Here is a 17,033-nt window from a genome sequence, read left to right as displayed (position 1 = left end):
GAAATCAAGAGAATATGAAGATAAATAAGATAATATTAGCTGTGCTGTTGCCGTTCGTGTTGGGTTCATGCGAGCAATGGTTGGATGTTGCACCTGATGATCAGGTAAACGAGGAAACTCTTTTCGCGACCGGGGATGGCTACCGGAATGCGTTGAATGGAGTTTATCGGGATATGGCGACTTCGCAAATGTATGGCAGGGAATTGACATGGGGTTTTGTTGATGTGATGGGGTGGGTGTATGATCCGTTGACGATTTACTATGATTGCAGTACCCATGATTATTATGACGTGTTGTTAGGAAAATACAACGCCACGGGGGTGAAGGCTATTACTGAGGCATTCTGGTCACAAGCTTACAATTCTATCGCAAATTGTAATAACATTATTGCCCGTATCGATGGAGAGGAGCCGTCGAAATTTGTCGGGGGAGAGTCCGAGCGGGATATGATTCACGGGGAAGCATTGGCATTGCGGGCTTATCTGCATTTTGACATGTTGCGTTTGTTTGCTCCGGCTCCCAAGGTGGCGGATGATAAAGGCTACATTCCGTATTACGAAAGATACGGGTCGACTTCGGAACCCAGAGGGAGCGTGAGTGTGATTCTGGAAAAAATAGAGCGTGATTTGTTGAAAGCCAAGAATCTTGTAGCTCCTTTTGATACGGTGGGTGATCATAGATCTTGGATGAAAACCAGCGCGAGAATAGAAGGCGGACGAGGAGATAAAAATTTGCCGGATGATTTATTCTATTTATACCGGGGATACCGGATGAATTACTATGCTATATGTGCAACTTTAGCCCGGGTATATTCTTATGGTGACAAACAGACGCAGGCAAGAGAGAATGCGCAGGAAGTTCTGGATGCGACTTATCAGAATGGGATGTATCTCAATAAATGTTTTACATTTACCGGGGGAGGGAGTTATAACAGTAACTATAAATTGTACGACGGAGTGATTTTCGCTCTTTCCAACCAGAAATTAATAGATGATTATAGCCATTATCTCGGTTCGGAAAATATTCAGTTACCTGTATATTATGACGCGATTATCTATAACGAGGATTACGACGAGATTGACACGGAAGACGCTCGTTTGGGTTTATTCTCGGTTGTGGATGATTATTATTATTACTCGAAAAAATATACCCCACAGGTCGGGAATTCTTATGGGGAGGATTTGATACCGATGGTACGTTTGAGCGAGATGTATTATATTATCAGTGAGGCTCTTTACACGGAAGGACAGACGCAGTTGGGAATTAATAAATTGGATGAGGTTAGAATGGCAAGAGGTATCCGGGGCGGTAAACTTCAGATCGGGAGTCTGGAGGAGATGCAGGAAGCTATATTGAGGGATGCCAGAAGAGATTTTATAGGGGAAGGACAGTTGTTTTATTATTATAAAAAGTATGATATGACCCCGAATGATTGGGGATACACGATCGGCAGAGTATTGCCTCTTCCTGACAATCAACTGATTCATTAATAAAATAGTAAGATGTATATGAAGAACTATATAACTATAATAGCGATAGTATTTGCTCTCTTTTCTTGTAGTGAAAAGGAAACAATGACCTATCAATCCGAAAGATATCTTTATTTCACGACAAGTCTGGATAGTGCCGATCTTTCCGTGTCTTTTTCGCATTATCCGACAAGTGATGAGTATAAAGCGGGATTTGAGGTCAATTTAATGGGTAATCTCCTCACGGAAAAAGCTAATTACCGTGTTTCCGTGGTTGATACCGGAACCACGGCACTTCCGGAAGAGTATGTTTTGGATTTGGAGCCTGAATTCGGTGCGAATCAGTTGAAAGATACTCTTTATGTGGTGTTGAAAAAGACCGAAAGATTGAGTGATGGTCCCGTGACGTTGATGATTAAACTGGAAGAGGGAAATGGCTTTATTCCGGGATTAAGTCGCAATCGTACGGTAAAAGTGCATTTTAACAACGTGGAAAGCAAACCGCTCTGGTGGGAAGGGGATATCATTTCCGTGTATCTGGGAGAATATTCTCCGGAGAAATACAAACATTTCTTGATTGCAACCCAAATAGATGCAACGGAAATTCCAGTGTTGTTAAAGGAAAATCCGACTAAATTACGGCTGTTGGCATTAGAGTTTAAAGATTACTTGACTTTGCATCCGGAGTTGAATTTAACGGTGCCTATTTATTAATGATTAAAAAATAATGGCAATGAAAATAAGATATATACTTTTTTTACTCGTCATGATTTTAGGGATGAGTTCTTGCTATGATGATAAGGGAAATTATTCATACGACCCCAAGAATGATATTACGGTTACTTTTGATGCAAGTTATTTTGAAGCGGTTTTGGGGGAAACGGTTAAATTGTCACCTAAGTTGACCTTTGCTATTGACAGTAATGATGTTGATTTGAGTTATGAATGGATTTTCCTCGGAAGGAAAATTTCTGATCAGCGGAATTTGGAATGGGTGGTCGATACCGTGGTCAATTACCAGAGTATTTATATGAACGTAATTGATAATCGTACCGGTGTCGCTTATTCCGGGGGAATATCAGCTCTTTTGACTTCTCCTTATGCCAAAGAAGCGTGGGTTGTTCTAGCGAAACAAAACGGGAAGTCCGTTCTTTCCTATATTCGGGAAAAAAATGAGGATGACGGGAGTGACTATGGAAAATTCACGTACGAAGACGTACCGGATATTTACCGGTTGGTAAATGACGAGGAATTAGGCTCGGAACCGGTTCGGGTGTTGGAACATTTTGCCGGTGGCGGAGATCTTGGAAATTTCTGGGTGTTGCAAAACGGCGGTCAAGGATGTGTTGATTTATCGGGACAGGATTTCACGAAAGACGTATTGTTAAATAATATCTTCTTGGACGGGAATCTGCCGACGGATTTTAAACCGATAGATATGATTGATATGAAGTGGTTGACCTGCGTGGTGAATCATGACGGGAAAGTGTATACTCGCAAGAAATTGACCGATCAGTTGTATAATTCCGGTTATTTTATCGATCGTCCGTTGATATTTGAGGGAGAAGAGGTAGATGGTTCACGTTTTGTGCTGGCTCCCTTTGCCGGATTGGGTTTTACCGTGATGTATGATAAAGTGAACAACCGATTCTTGGCAATTTCCGACCTGAGCAAAGAAGTGGCTGGAAAGGTGTTTAAATTTGCAGTGGATGAATCCGCGTATGCCCCGGACTTTGCGCGATTGAATGATTTGGGTACAATGGAGGTCTTGCATACCGGGTATTACGAGGTTAACGAAGGACGTGGTGATCAAGGATATTACTCTATTTTGCGGGATCGGACAACCGGGAATTATTACACGCATGATTTTCGGGTGAACGAGATGAAAGAATCTGCTAATCCTTCGGCATTTCCGGTGTTGCAACGGCAGATAGATTTGAGTCAAGTGATAAACGGAACTTCAAAGAACGTGTTTAACGTGTTGCGTTCGTGGGTGTTCGGGAAAGATTTCGGAACTCCCTATGTATTGATTTCTAAAGATAACGAGCTGTGGTTATATGATCGTGATGCTAAGTTACCGGTAGAAAAGTATTATGAATTTCCACAAGGACAGATTATTACGGCTATCGACTCGGAATGTGTAGGTAGTCGCAGGGTGGCAATCGGTATGCAATCCGGAGAGTTCTACGTGTTGGATTTGACGAGAAAAGCCGTGAATGGCCAGAAAGAAAAATTGCTTTATGCTTCCACTCATGATTTTGGTGAGATCGTGCACATCCGCTACAAGGTAGGTTACGGTAATAGTTGGAGTTTTTAATTTGTAACAGAAAACAAGGGAGTCCCGAAGGTCTTTTCGTTTGAAATTCTTTTCGGGCTTCCTCTAATCGGCTGGAACAGAGATTTATTTAAGTCTTGTTTGTTCCAGAACGGGAGAGCGTTGTATAAATATCGGGATGAAATAAATTGTATGTAAATTAGAAGTATTTATGAAAATCAGAGTTTTAGTTATTTTGATGACTCTTGTCTGTATTCCGTTGATTACAGATGCTAAAAAGAGGGAGAAAAAGAAAAAAGCGGGAAAAACGGAGGAGGTGCAAACTCCTAAGGAATCTGCTTATGACCAGCTTTTTAAAGGTAAAGAGTGTACCACGGTGAAAGGGATGATCACGCTTCATAAGGTGGATGGTAAATTGTATTTTGAGTTTCCGTTGAGCTTGTTGGGAAGGGATATGCTTCTCGGTTCGACTGTTTCCAGTATTAGTGATAACTCGAATGCATTGGTGGGACAAAAGAATCAGACACCGTTACATGTAGCTTTCACGATGACCGATAGTATGGTTTACCTGTGCGAAGTGACGAATCCTTCTCGGGCACAGATTTTCAGCCAGAGCAAGGATAAAAACATCGGAGAGGCCATGAAGAAGGGAACCCGTTTGCCTATTATGGAAGGATTTGCGGTGAAGGCTTACAATGCCGATAGTACGGCAGTTGTTTTTGAAACGACCAAATTCTTCGTGAGCGATGATTCCCGGATGGATCCTTTTGATCCTTACGGGAAAAAAGTTTATTACGGACAGGGTACACGGAGAAAGCGTTTCCAGTCGGAATTGTCTTATGTCGGGGACATAAAGGCGTTCTCGGATAATGTTTCCGTCACCTCTTCACTTTCTTATTTGCAGGATATTGCCCTTTACGGGATGTTCATGTTGGTTATGGATGAACCGGTAACCGTGGGGGTGAATCGTTCATTAGTTTTATTGCCGGAGGAACCGACTATGCGTCCCCGGCTGGCCGATCCCCGAATCGGTTATTTTGTTTCCGGCAAAGAAGTTATTACGGACGAACAGGATGGAGTGAAAGATGTGTATTATATCAATCGTTGGGATCTTCAGCCTAAGGATGTGGAAGCTTATAAGCGGGGCGAACTGGTAGAACCGATGAAGCCGATCGTGTATTATGTCGATGATGCATTCCCGAACGAGTGGAAAGCCGCGATTCATGCCGGAGTGAGAATTTGGAACAAGGCTTTTGAAAAGATCGGTTTTAAAAATGCCGTGCAGTCTTATGACTTCCCGAAAGATGATCCGAAATTCGATCCGGACAATATAAAATATTCCTGCGTGCGTTATTGTCCGGTCGGGATGGCTAACGCGCAGGGACCGTCTTGGGTTGATCCTCGTAATAGTGAAGTGGTGAATGCTTCCGTGTTGATCTACCATGACGTGATTAAATTAGTGAATAACATGCGTTTCGTGCAGACCGCTCAAGTGGATGAGCGGGTACGTACGACTAAATTGCCGGAGGATGTTTTGTTTGAGAGTATGCGATATATCGTGGCTCACGAGGTCGGGCATACCTTGGGATTGATGCACAACATGGCTTCGTCGGCTTCGATTCCGGTAGAATCTTACCGGGATGCGGAATTCATGAAAAAATACGGGACTACCCCTTCTATTATGGATTATGCCCGCTTTAATTATATCGCGCAGCCGGAAGATAAAGGGGTTGCGTTGACTCCACCCGAATTGGGCGTGTATGACTATTATGCTATCGAATGGGGATACAAGCCTCTGTTGGACGCTCGTACGTCGGAAGAAGAATTGCCGGTTCTGCGGAAAATGATTTCGGATAAAATCGGAGATCCGATGTATCGTTACGGGAAACAGCAAATCGGGTACGGGACTTTTGATCCGTCGTCGTTGACGGAGGATTTGGGTGATGATGCCGTGAAAGCGGGTGAATATGGTATCCGGAATTTGAAATATATTCTCAAAAATCTCAATAACTGGATGGATAGTCAGGATAAAGATTACACTTACAGGGATAATATTTACCGTGAAATCTGTAACCAGTATTCTCAATATATCTATACCGCTCTGGTGAATGTCGGAGGATTCTATATTAATGAACATTATGTCGGTGATCCTTATAAAACTTATCAAGTTGTTCCTAAAGAGGTGCAAAGACGGGCTTTACGTTTCGTTATTAACGAGTTGAAAGACATGGAGTGGCTGGATAGTCCCGACGTGGTGAAGAATTTGGAGTTTGACGGTTCGAACGCCCGTTTATTACTGAAAGCTTTTGCCGGTTCGTTGGTAACAACCAAACGTCTGGCGCTGGGTGTGTATCGGGACTCGAAAGCGTATTCCCCGAAAGAATACTTGGATGATCTTTACAATATGATATGGGCATCGACAATCAGGGGAAAGGACCCAACCGAATCGGAACGTATCCTACAAACTGAAATCGTGAATTCTTTGATTCGTGACGTGAATCCGGCATCGGGAAGGAAGACTATGGCAGATATGGTATTGGCTAAATCCCGTCCGGCATACAGTTGTTCTTGTGGCGGTCACGCCGGGTTGCCGGACTACCGGATTCGGGAAATGATCGAGGGGGTGTCAGAGAGGAAAGCAATGAGTATGAAAACTGCGAATTTTGATCGCTTCTCGAACGAGATGGAATTTCAACAAAACTTGAATGGCAGGTTCGGGTATGACTTTATCCAGTACGTGGCGAATGTATCGAATGATAATAATCAGCATCTTTTACATCAGATGTTATTGAAAATACAAAATCTGATGAAAGAGAACAAAAACAACGGGACTTATGAGACTCGGGGACATTATGCTTATTTGTTGTCACAGATCGAGGGATTTTTAAAGAATAAGTGATGCATTCTAAAACAAGATATATGAATAAGAATTTCCTTTTAGTTCTATTCTGTTTGTTTTCTTTTCTGTTGACGGATGTTGTGGAGGTACAAGCCGAAAGACGGAAAAAGAAAGGGAAGGATGAGTGTGTGGAGCAGAAGAAGGAGAGCAAATATGACCAGCTTTTTGAAGGGAAAAAGTACGTGACTCGCGAGGGAATGATCACGCTTCACAAATTTGAAGATAAGGTCTATTTTGAATTTCCTTTGACTCTGCTGAAAAGAGAATTTCTGTTGGGTTCGACCGTGGTGGAGATTAGTGACAACGGAAATGCCATTATCGGTCAGAAACCCACGGATCCTTTGCATATAGCGTTTCAAAAGAGGGATAAGAAGATTGAATTGGTACAGATAAGTCTGCCGTCCGTACTTCAAGTATATAGTGATACAGATCAGGAATCGTACAATCGGGCGATTCGGAACAGTAATATTCCACCTGTGCTTAAAGCGATGGAAATCATGGCTTACAATGCGGACAGTACGGCAGTCGTGTTTGATATGACTTGGTTATTTCTAGCTGATGATGCTCGTTTGACTCCTTTTGATCCGTATAGTCGCTCTACCGGTTACGGGAAGTTGAAGCGAAGGGCTACTTTTAACCGGGAAGTTTCTTATATTGATGACATCAAGGCTTTTGAGGATAATATTGCCGTGATATCTTCACTTTCTTATGATCAAAGCCTAATGTCACCGGTAACGGGGAAGAGTGTAAAAACTGCCGTAACGGTAAAAATGAACCGTTCGATGATCCTGCTCCCGGAGAAAGATCTTATGCGCGGGCGATTGGCCGATCCAAGGGTAGGGCTTTTCTATTCCGTGAAAGAAAATATGACAACGGAAACAGACGGTTCCAGATATACTTTTTTGATGAACCGTTGGCGAGTGGAGCCTGAAGATATGGAAGCCTACAAGCGGGGTGAATTGGTGGAGCCTGTAAAACCGATCGTGTTTTACGTGGACAACGGGTTTCCGGAAGATTGGAAAGCTGCCGTGCATGCCGGGATTCGGGAATGGAACAAGGCATTTGAAGAAATCGGTTTGAAAAACGTGATGGTTAGTCGTGATTTCCCGACAGACGACCCCGAATTTGACCCGGATAACTTGAAATACAGTTGTATCCGCTATGCCCCGATCAGTATCGCTAACGGGATGGGACCCTCGTGGACAGATCCGAGAACAGGTGAGATAATTAACGCTTCTGTTTATATTTATCATGATGTCATCCGGTTGATAAACGATATGCGTTTCGTGCAGACTGCACAGGTGGACGAACGGGTAAGAACCGTGAAACAGCCTGATGACGTGCTGTATGAAAGTATGCGTTACATCGTGGCTCATGAAGTGGGACATTGTTTGGGATTGATGCACAATATGGCATCTTCTTTTTCCATTCCGGTAGATTCGCTTCGTTCTGCTACTTTTACGGCAAAATACGGGACTACACCTTCTATCATGGATTATGCCCGGTATAATTATGTGGCGCAACCGGGGGATAAAGGAGTGCGTTTAACACCGCCGGAACTGGGCGTGTATGATTATTACGCGATTAAGGTTAATTACCAGCCGGTGCCCGACGCTACGACGATGAAAGAAGAAAATAAAGTTGTACAAGACTGGATTGCTGAAAAAGCGGGTGATCCGATGTATCGTTACGGGAAACAACAAATTCGCGGTGTCTATGATCCCAGTGCTTTGACGGAAGATCTGGGTGACGATGCCGTGAAAGCGGGTGATTATGGAATGGCTAATCTAAAATATATTCTGAATCATTTGAATGAGTGGATGCAGCCGCGGGATAAGGATTATTCTTACCGGATGCATATCTATGACGAGATAGTCTACCAATGTCGGGGATATTTGTACAACGCTTACATGAATGTCGGGGGTGTTTACCTGACGGAACGTTTCGTGGGTGATCCTATGCCGAGTTTTCAAGTTGTGCCGAAAGATATTCAGAAACGTAACTTTCTTTTTCTGTTGAAACATTTGAAGAACTTGGAGTGGTTGGATGATTTCTCGTATACTGGCAATCTGCACGTGGGAGCACCAAAATCACAGGATGTTATTAATTTTTTCGCGGGGGCATTATTAAATACCAAACGGGTATCTCTTTGTGCTTATCGGGAACCGGATGCCTATACCCCGAAAGAATATTTGGATGACCTTTATGCCGGGGTGTGGGAATCGACGTTAAAGGGAAGAAAGCCAAAACAATCCGAACGTTATCTGCAACAAGTTGTACTAAACGGGTTGTTTGCCCGATTGGCTCCTGCTTACAAGGCAGAGTCGGAGCGGCAGTCCCGAGAACCGATGTTTGCAGGCGAAAGGATATGTATGTCGGGCGAAAGATGCCGACATATGGAGGACGTTGCCGGATTCGGTCTGCATTATGGTGTGTATAACGTGGCTCATGATAATTCGCAACATCTCTATTACCTGTTGTTACAACGTGTTGAGAACCTGTTAAGGCAAAAAGTCGGGACAGCTGACAGGGAAACGAATCTTCATTATTCTTATCTGCTCGAGATGATTGAAGATTTTAGAAATGCCCGGTAATGAAGTTTTAATGAACGATATAATTTATAAATAGAAGATATGAATAAAGGTTTTATACTATCAATAATCCTATTGGCATTCTTTATTCAGGTGAATCCGGCGGATATAGTCGCGAAGAACCGGAAGAAGAAAGCGACGAAAGAGAACGTGCAACAAGAGCCGGAAACGAAGTACGAGAAATTGTTTAAAGGAAAGAAAATAAAAACGGTAAAAGGATTGATCACGCTTCATCAAGTCGGGGGGAAACTATATTTCGAGTATCCTTTATCCCTGTTGGGACGGGAATACTTGTTGGGAACGACTTTCGTCGAAACCAGTGACAATGGTAACGGGGCTGTCGGGCAGATGATCAACGATCCCTTGCATATCGCTTTCACGCTGCGAGATTCTACCCTGCAAATGCATGAGATTACGCGTAAGTGGGGAACGAATCCGATGCTTACCGATTCGCCCGAGGAAGGTATGCGGGAAGCTGTTCGTAAAAGTACTCAACCACCGATCCGGTATGCTTTTAAAGTAGAGGCTTATAGTCCGGACAGTACTGCCGTAGTGGTGGATATGACGGATTTTTTCTTGAAACAGAATAATGATTTGACTCCTTTTGCTGACGAGGGGAAACGTGTGGATGAACTGGGGGACGGTCAGAGAGATATGAAGTTGAAAGAAGAGTTGACTCGTTTGGATGATATCAAGGCTTTCGAGGATAATATTTCGATTATTTCAACTGAAACCTATACTCAGAATTTGTTGGTAAACGGTCAATATCTGGTCGTGCAGGATGAACCGGTGACGGTGAAGTTAAACCGGACATTACTTATTTTACCGGGAGAGGAACAGTTGATGAGACCCCGTTTAGGGGATCCTCGCGTAAACGTGACGACGACCGAACGGGAGAATATGACGACTAAAGTCGATGGTTCCCGGGTTACGCACTATATGACACGTTGGGATATACAACCGAAAGATGTGGCGAAATATAAAAGTGGAGAATTAGTGGAACCGGAGAAGCCGATTGTGTTCTACGTGGATAATAATTTCCCCGAAGGTTGGAGCGAATATATCAAAGCCGGAATTGAAGAATGGAATAAGGCTTTCGCGGCGATCGGTTTTAAAAATGTGCTTCAAGTGAAGGCTTTCCCGGTTAATGATACGACTTTTGATCCGGATAACATGAAATTCTTGTGTATTCGTTATGCCCCGATCGGGGTGGAAAGTTTCAAGACGGCTCCTCGTTGGGTAGATCCGCGGTCGGGGCAAGTGATGAACGCGTCTATCGAGATATTCCATGATATGTTGAGGCGGGTGAACTTAAAACGTTTTGTTCAGACAGCTTCATGTGATGAGGCCGTCCGCACGATGAAATTGCCGTTGGAGAAATATGGAGAAGGTTTGAAGGGGATGATTGTACATGAAGTAGGACATATTCTGGGTTTCGCTCATAACTTGCCGGCATCTCATGCTTACCCGACCGATTCCCTGCGTTCTGCTTCTTTTACCCGGAAATACGGTATAACCCCTTCTATCATGGATAACATGGGCTATAATTATGTGGCTCAACCGGGAGACAAAGATGTTGTCTTGATTCCAGAAAGACTGGGGGTGGCAGACTATCATGCCGTGAAAGTGGCATATCAACCCGTGTTTGACGTAAAGACACTTGAAGACGAACAAAAGGTGGTAGAAAAGTGGATCGCGGAAAAGGTGGGAGATCCGATGTATCGTTTTGACCCGGAACCTTACACGTTGACGATGTTCGATCCGACTTCCTTGCCTGAAGATTTGGGTGATGACGCCATTAAATCAAGTACTTACGGGATTCGGAATCTGAAATACCTGATGGAGAATATGAACCAATGGTTGGACAAAGAAGATATCGATTACACGTATCGTAATATGGTATATCGTTACGTGGGTTATTATTATAAGCGCTATATCTTTAACGTGTTCATGAATTTGGGAGGGTTTTATCTGAATCAGCATTATGTCGGTGATCCGGTTTCAACTTTTGTTGCTGTTCCGAAAGAGGTACAGAAGAATTCGTTGAAATTCGTGATCGGGCAATTGAAAGATATAGATTGGATAGATCGTCCGGAAGTGGTGGAGAATTTGGAATTCGACGGTTCCCGGGCTCGTCAGATACTGAAAGATTTCTTGAGTAAGGCGGATGAAGAAACAGATTTGTTCAGTACTCGCCGTATTTCACTGGTGGCTTACCGGGACAAGGGTAATTATACCCCGGAAGAGTATTTGGAAGATTTGTACAAGATGATTTGGGAGCCGACCATAAAGGGACGCAATTTGACAGAAACCGAAAGAATTTTGCAAGTGGCTTTCTTGACCAATGTGCGGAATACTGTTGATATCAATGGTAATCGTGAAAATGCTTCCCGTTATTATGCGAAGTCTCAGAACGTGTTGCATGAATCTGTCGAATCGTTGAATGGTAAACAAAGTAACCGGATGCCGGAAGTTGCCGGATTCGGAAGTCGCTGGTTGGTGGAGAATATGGCTGTCGATAATCCGAATCATTTGTGGTATAATCTTTATTTGAAAGTAATAGAACAGGTAAAAAAACGCCAAGGGTCCGGTAATGCGGATACGAAGGCTCATTACGATTATTTGATGTTTCTAATCAATCGTTCGTTGAAAGGTTGATAGTGTTAATTAGTTTGTGGTAGATTAATTCGTTTCGGGAAATTCCGGAATGGTTCTGAAGGCCGCCTAAAAAGTAAAATTTTTGGGCGGCAATCTTTTTATTTAATCATTGGATTTCTGAGCGTGTTTTGGGAAAATATTCGAGAACCCGTGGTAATCCTAACGTAATACTACCTCTACTTGCTTATAAGGCGGTTATTCTATCCTTGTGTCATCGTTAGACACCGGGGATATAAGAGTGGTGTAAGTTTTCTGTAAGTAGGTAGAGGTAGTATTACCTTGGGATTACAGTAGGTTTTAGGCGATTTGTGAGGAAACGACATGCTCTTGAAAAGTCTTTTCGGGTTTTTAATTGAAAATAGAGAATTGAAAGTTAAAAATGAAGGAATTTCAGGTAGTGAATGATTGAAGAATGAGTAATGTTTCCTATATTTGTAATAGATATAATAGTATATATTAAATATCAAATTGAGATATAAAAGTTATAATAATGAAAGTTATATATGATTTTGATTTGGTTTCGATAGAAGAACTTTTGCAAATTTTAGCGCGGAATATGAAGAAGAGGCGGTTAGAGAAGAATTATTCCCGCAAACTGCTTTCGGAGATGAGTGGGGTGCCATTAGCTACAATTGTGAAATTTGAGAATGTGCATAAAATTTCATTGGAATCTTATGTAGCACTTTGTAAAGCGCTTGGATACACGGAAGAGATTAAGGCTCTGCTTGGGGAACCGAAATACAGCACGATGCAGGAACTTGATACGATAAATCAGAATAGAAACAGAAAAAGGGGACGAGATGAAATTAGTTGACAAGCTCACGGTTATGTATCGCGACAGGAAAGTAGGCGAATTGACTTTGACTCCTGACAGGAGACGTTGTGCTTTTCAATATGATAAAAATTGGTTGGTATCCGGTTTCTCCATATCTCCTTTGGACTTGCCTTTAAAGCCGGATTTATTTATCGCGTCACCTGAGCCTTTTTATGGGAATTTCGGGATATTTGAAGATAGTTTGCCTGATGGTTATGGTCGATATTTGTTAAATCGTATTCTGAGAAAAGAAAAGATTGATGATTCAACTTTAACGCCATTACAAAGATTAAGTATTGTCGGACGTACGGGCATGGGAGCCTTGTCTTATGTTCCTGAATCTTATATTGGTGAGGATAAAACATTGCCGGAATTAGATGAGTTTCAAGAATTGGCGTTGGCTGTTTTAGGTGAAAAGACAGACGAGGGGGAAGAGGTTCTCTATTTTAATAGTGGTAATTCCGGGGGATGTAGACCTAAATGCTTGTATCGGGATGCGGATGGGGTTTGGCTTGTCAAATTCAGGCATATCTACGATCCCGCGGACATGGGGAAAACGGAATATAAATATAATTTGGCAGCAAGGCGATGTGGTATTGAAATACCTGATTTTAAACTTTTAGAGGGAAAGTATTTTGCATCCATGCGTTTTGATATTGAGAATGGGGAACGCCTGCACGTTGCTACGGCAGGTGCTTTATTGAATGAATCTATTTTGTTACCGAAATTGGATTACAAAATATTATTACATCTTACGGGGTATTTAACGCAAGACTCAAAAGCGGTTGATGAGATGTTTCGTCGTATGGTTTTTAATGTATTGACCTCAAATAAGGATGATCATGCGAAGAATTTTAGTTTTATATGTAGGGATGGGATTTGGACATTGGCTCCGGCATATGATTTAACTCTTTGCCGTGCAGGGTATAACGGGGAACATGCAACTTCCGTGAATAATAGCGGGAATCCGTCGTTGGAAGATATGATTGCCGTGGGAAAAAGTATCCGGATAAACGAGGAGAAGGGAATTCATATTATTCGTTCGGTCTACGAACATTGTCAAGATATTTTATCTCCTTGTTGGCAAGGTGTCATTCATGATGGAAATTGTTAACTTTTGGGAGTTTCTAAAAACTTAAAGACCGTCCTCGATAATTTAGACGGTCTTTAAGTTTCTTATTGAGCGTAGGAAGCTACGCAACTTTCTCGTGTTCCCGTGATGTCGAAAATGACTTGCAGGTGTAGAAGTTCGAATATCTTCAAAACATCCGGGGATAGGTTGCAAAGTTTCAAGTTGGAACCGACACTTTTAGCTGTTTTGAAAAGAGCGATGACCGTGCCGATACCGCTACTATCCACAAATTCAATGTGATTGAAATCGAATATCATCCGACAGTCGGGATTATTCAAATAAGGTCTTAGTTCAGACTTAACTTCTTCTGACAGCGCGAGAGTGAAACGAGTCACTTCTTCTGTAAATTCGGCGAAGGTGATACCGTTGTGTTCTGTTACTTTGATTATCATGGTTTTTCTAGTATCTAAATTAATGGGTTATTTAGCAAAAGTAATCATTTTTGCTGACAATGCAAATAAATCATCAAATGATTCGTTAAGGTATCTGTGGAAAAAAATAATATTAAATCGTTTGCAAAATTTGTTTACTTCGCTTGGATACGGGATATAAGTTTTTGGAAGAAAGGATAATATGTGTGGTTATGCATAACTTTTTTCATAAGAAGTAATATTTTTAAAGAAAGGGTGGGCGGGATGAATAAAAGTTATAACTTTGCGGAGCGTTATAGTTAATAGTATAATAATATAATGAATATTTAAGCGATAAATAATGATGAAGACTACTCCATTTACACATTTTCATGAGGCGTTGGGAGCAAGAATGGCTCCGTTTGCCGGTTACAATATGCCGATAGAATACACGGGTATCAAGGACGAGCATAATACCGTACGCGAGAAATTGGGCGTGTTCGATGTTTCTCACATGGGAGAATTTTGGGTAAAAGGTCCGAAGGCTTTCGAGTTGGTGCAGAAACTTACGTCCAATGATGTGGCAGCATTAACTGACGGTAAAGTGCAATACAGTTGCTTCCCGAACGAAACTGGTGGTATCGTGGACGATTTGCTGGTGTATCGTTTCAGTGCTGAAAAGTATTTGTTGGTGGTGAATGCTGCGAATATCGATAAGGATTGGGCATGGTGCACCAAATGGGCGAAAGAGTTAGGTATGAACTTGGATACGGATTTGGAGAACGCTTCCGAGAATATCTGTCAACTTGCCGTTCAAGGACCGTTAGCATTGAAAGCAATGCAAAAATTGACTTCCGCTGACGTGGTGGATATGGAATATTATACTTTCCAAGAAATTCCGTTTGCCGGGGTAGACAAAGTAATTTTTTCCACGACCGGATATACCGGAGCAGGCGGTTGCGAGATTTACGCTTACGTGAAAGACGCCGAGAAAATCTGGAATGCCGTATTCGAGGCAGGCGCAGAGTTCGGTATTAAGCCTTGTGGTTTAGGTTCTCGCGACACGTTGCGTTTGGAAGCCGGTTTCTGCTTGTACGGGCATGAAATTGATGACGAACACTCTCCGATTGAAGCCGGATTAGGTTGGATCACGAAGTTTGTACCGGGAAATGATTTCATCAACCGCGCGTACCATGAAAAAATGAAAAATGACAAGCCTGCCCGCTACATGAAACCGTTCGAGGTGCTGGATAAGGGTATCGCTCGTCAGGGATACGTGATCGAGGACGCAGAAGGAAACGAGATCGGGGTGGTTTGCTCGGGTACTGTTTCCCCGTTGACAGGCAAGTCAATCGGTACGGGATACGTGAAGAGCGGTTTCCACAAGCTGGATACCGAGATTTTCATCCGTGTAAGAAATAAAGCTTTAAAAGCGAAAATCGTCAAAACCCCGTTCTTTTAGTCGGGTGCTTTTGAGCTGAACGATAACAAAGCACCCGCAAACGGGTGCTTTTGTCTTTGAAGGTATAAAAACGTTTTCGAAAAGGCGGAAGTTGTTGATATCAAGCGAATAACGAACGCGAATAAAAATTACGGAAAAAAGTCTTTTATACCGACTTATTTTGCATCTTTGCAACGTGATTATAAACAAGATTTTAGTATTAATTATCTATTAAATATTTTAGAGATGAGAAAACACATTTTTAATGCCGGACCTTGTAAATTGCCGGATTCTACATTGGAAAATGTATCAAAAGCTGTGCTTGAGTTTGGTAACACGGGACAATCTATTTTGGAAGTGTCTCACCGTTCTTCTGATTTTCAAGCTGTGTATGACGAAGCTGTAGCTTTATTCAAAGAAGTATTGAGCATCCCGGAAGGATATTCCGTAATTTTCTTGGGTGGTGGCGCCAGCATGCAATTCTGCATGATCCCGTTCAACTTCTTCAAGAAGAAAGCTGCTTATGTGAACACCGGTACTTGGTCAACCGCTGCTATTAAGGAGGCTAAAATGTGGGGAGATGTAGAAATTGTTGCTTCTTCTGAGGCAGATGGATTTACTTATTATCCCGAATTCACGATCCCTTCAGACGTGGATTACATGCACATCACTTCCAACAACACGATCCGCGGTACGGAAATTTTCTATGATCCGACTTCTCCGGTGCCTTTAATCTGTGATATGTCATCAGACATCTGCAGCCGTCCGGTTGACGTGTCTAAATATGCTATGATCTATGGTGGTTGCCAAAAGAACCTCGGACCTGCCGGAGTTACTTTCGTGATCATCAACAATGATTTCTTGGCTAACAACGTTGTTGCAGACAGAATGATCCCGACCATGTTGAGATACAAAACTCACGTGGATAAAGAATCTATGTACAACACTCCTCCTTGTGTGAACATCTTTGGGGTAAAAGAAACCTTGAAGTGGGTTAAAGCAATGGGTGGCGTTGAAGCTATGGAGAAATTGGCTATCGAGAGAGCTGATATGATCTATAACGAATTGGAAAGAAGCAAGATGTTCCGTCCGGTTGTGAAAGAAGGTTCTCGTTCAAGAATGAACATTCCTTTCTTGTTGAGAGAAGGATACGAGTCATTGGAGAAAGAATTCTTGGATTTCACTAAATCAAAGAATATCGTGGGTATTAAGGGACACCGTTCAGTAGGCGGATTCCGTGCTTCTACTTACAACGCTTGTACTATCGAGGACGTGAAGGCTTTGGTTGCTGCAATGCAAGAATTTGAAGCTGCTCACATTAAATAATTTATTGATTTACGATTTCGGATTTACGAGCATTGCTTTCGCTGTGCTCGAAATCTAAAATCGTAAATCTTTTTTTTA

Annotated in this window: 11 protein-coding genes; 10 read left to right on the top strand and 1 reads right to left on the bottom strand. The window is 42.4% G+C overall.

Features of this window, described 5'->3' with window-relative positions:
- Positions 1–14 precede the first annotated feature (14 nt).
- The 8 genes from CS948_RS21185 (at position 15) to CS948_RS21150 (ending at position 13,820) form a co-directional block, all read left to right on the top strand.
- Positions 15–1,490, top strand: a complete 1,476-nt coding sequence (locus CS948_RS21185) for a RagB/SusD family nutrient uptake outer membrane protein (RefSeq protein WP_099294354.1) — start codon at positions 15–17, stop codon at positions 1,488–1,490.
- Between the two features lie 18 nt (positions 1,491–1,508).
- Positions 1,509–2,183: a DUF4843 domain-containing protein gene (locus tag CS948_RS21180; protein ID WP_176555163.1), complete on the top strand. Its 675-nt coding sequence runs from the start codon at positions 1,509–1,511 to the stop codon at positions 2,181–2,183.
- A gap of 19 nt (positions 2,184–2,202) precedes the next feature.
- Positions 2,203–3,786, top strand: a complete 1,584-nt coding sequence (locus CS948_RS21175) for a PKD-like family lipoprotein (RefSeq protein ID WP_176555162.1) — start codon at positions 2,203–2,205, stop codon at positions 3,784–3,786.
- A 169-nt stretch (positions 3,787–3,955) separates the two neighbouring features.
- Entirely contained in the window at positions 3,956–6,643 is a 2,688-nt protein-coding gene (locus CS948_RS21170; RefSeq protein WP_255302103.1) for a zinc-dependent metalloprotease, read from the top strand.
- A 20-nt stretch (positions 6,644–6,663) separates the two neighbouring features.
- Positions 6,664–9,237 carry a zinc-dependent metalloprotease gene (locus CS948_RS21165; RefSeq protein WP_099294348.1) on the top strand — a complete coding sequence of 858 codons (2,574 nt, stop codon included), beginning with the start codon at positions 6,664–6,666 and terminating at the stop codon, positions 9,235–9,237.
- A gap of 39 nt (positions 9,238–9,276) precedes the next feature.
- Positions 9,277–11,892: a zinc-dependent metalloprotease gene (locus CS948_RS21160; protein ID WP_099294346.1), complete on the top strand. Its 2,616-nt coding sequence runs from the start codon at positions 9,277–9,279 to the stop codon at positions 11,890–11,892.
- A 490-nt stretch (positions 11,893–12,382) separates the two neighbouring features.
- On the top strand, positions 12,383–12,706 hold the full coding sequence (locus CS948_RS21155) for a helix-turn-helix domain-containing protein (RefSeq protein WP_099294344.1): 324 nt from the start codon (positions 12,383–12,385) through the stop codon (positions 12,704–12,706).
- Positions 12,693–13,820 (top strand): type II toxin-antitoxin system HipA family toxin, encoded by a 1,128-nt coding sequence (locus tag CS948_RS21150; protein ID WP_099294342.1) that lies wholly within the window; start codon positions 12,693–12,695, stop codon positions 13,818–13,820. The genes CS948_RS21155 and CS948_RS21150 overlap by 14 nt, the downstream gene beginning before the upstream one ends.
- A 62-nt stretch (positions 13,821–13,882) precedes the next feature.
- Here the strand turns inward: CS948_RS21150 and CS948_RS21145 are convergent, their stop codons facing one another.
- Positions 13,883–14,230 carry an STAS domain-containing protein gene (locus CS948_RS21145; protein WP_099294340.1) on the bottom strand — a complete coding sequence of 116 codons (348 nt, stop codon included), beginning with the start codon at positions 14,228–14,230 and terminating at the stop codon, positions 13,883–13,885.
- Positions 14,231–14,552: 322 nt separating this feature from the next.
- Between CS948_RS21145 and gcvT the strand changes: the two genes are divergently transcribed.
- Complete coding sequence (gcvT, locus tag CS948_RS21140) at positions 14,553–15,650, top strand: glycine cleavage system aminomethyltransferase GcvT (RefSeq protein ID WP_099294778.1); 1,098 nt, start codon at positions 14,553–14,555, stop codon at positions 15,648–15,650.
- A gap of 225 nt (positions 15,651–15,875) precedes the next feature.
- Entirely contained in the window at positions 15,876–16,955 is a 1,080-nt protein-coding gene (gene serC, locus CS948_RS21135; RefSeq protein WP_099294338.1) for a 3-phosphoserine/phosphohydroxythreonine transaminase, read from the top strand.
- Positions 16,956–17,033: the final 78 nt, after the last annotated feature.

The organism is Butyricimonas sp. Marseille-P3923, from assembly GCF_900184685.1.
Lineage (GTDB): Bacteria > Bacteroidota > Bacteroidia > Bacteroidales > Marinifilaceae > Butyricimonas > Butyricimonas muris.
Note: the sequence above shows the minus strand (reverse complement) of the source record. Positions and strands in the feature narration are given on the sequence as shown.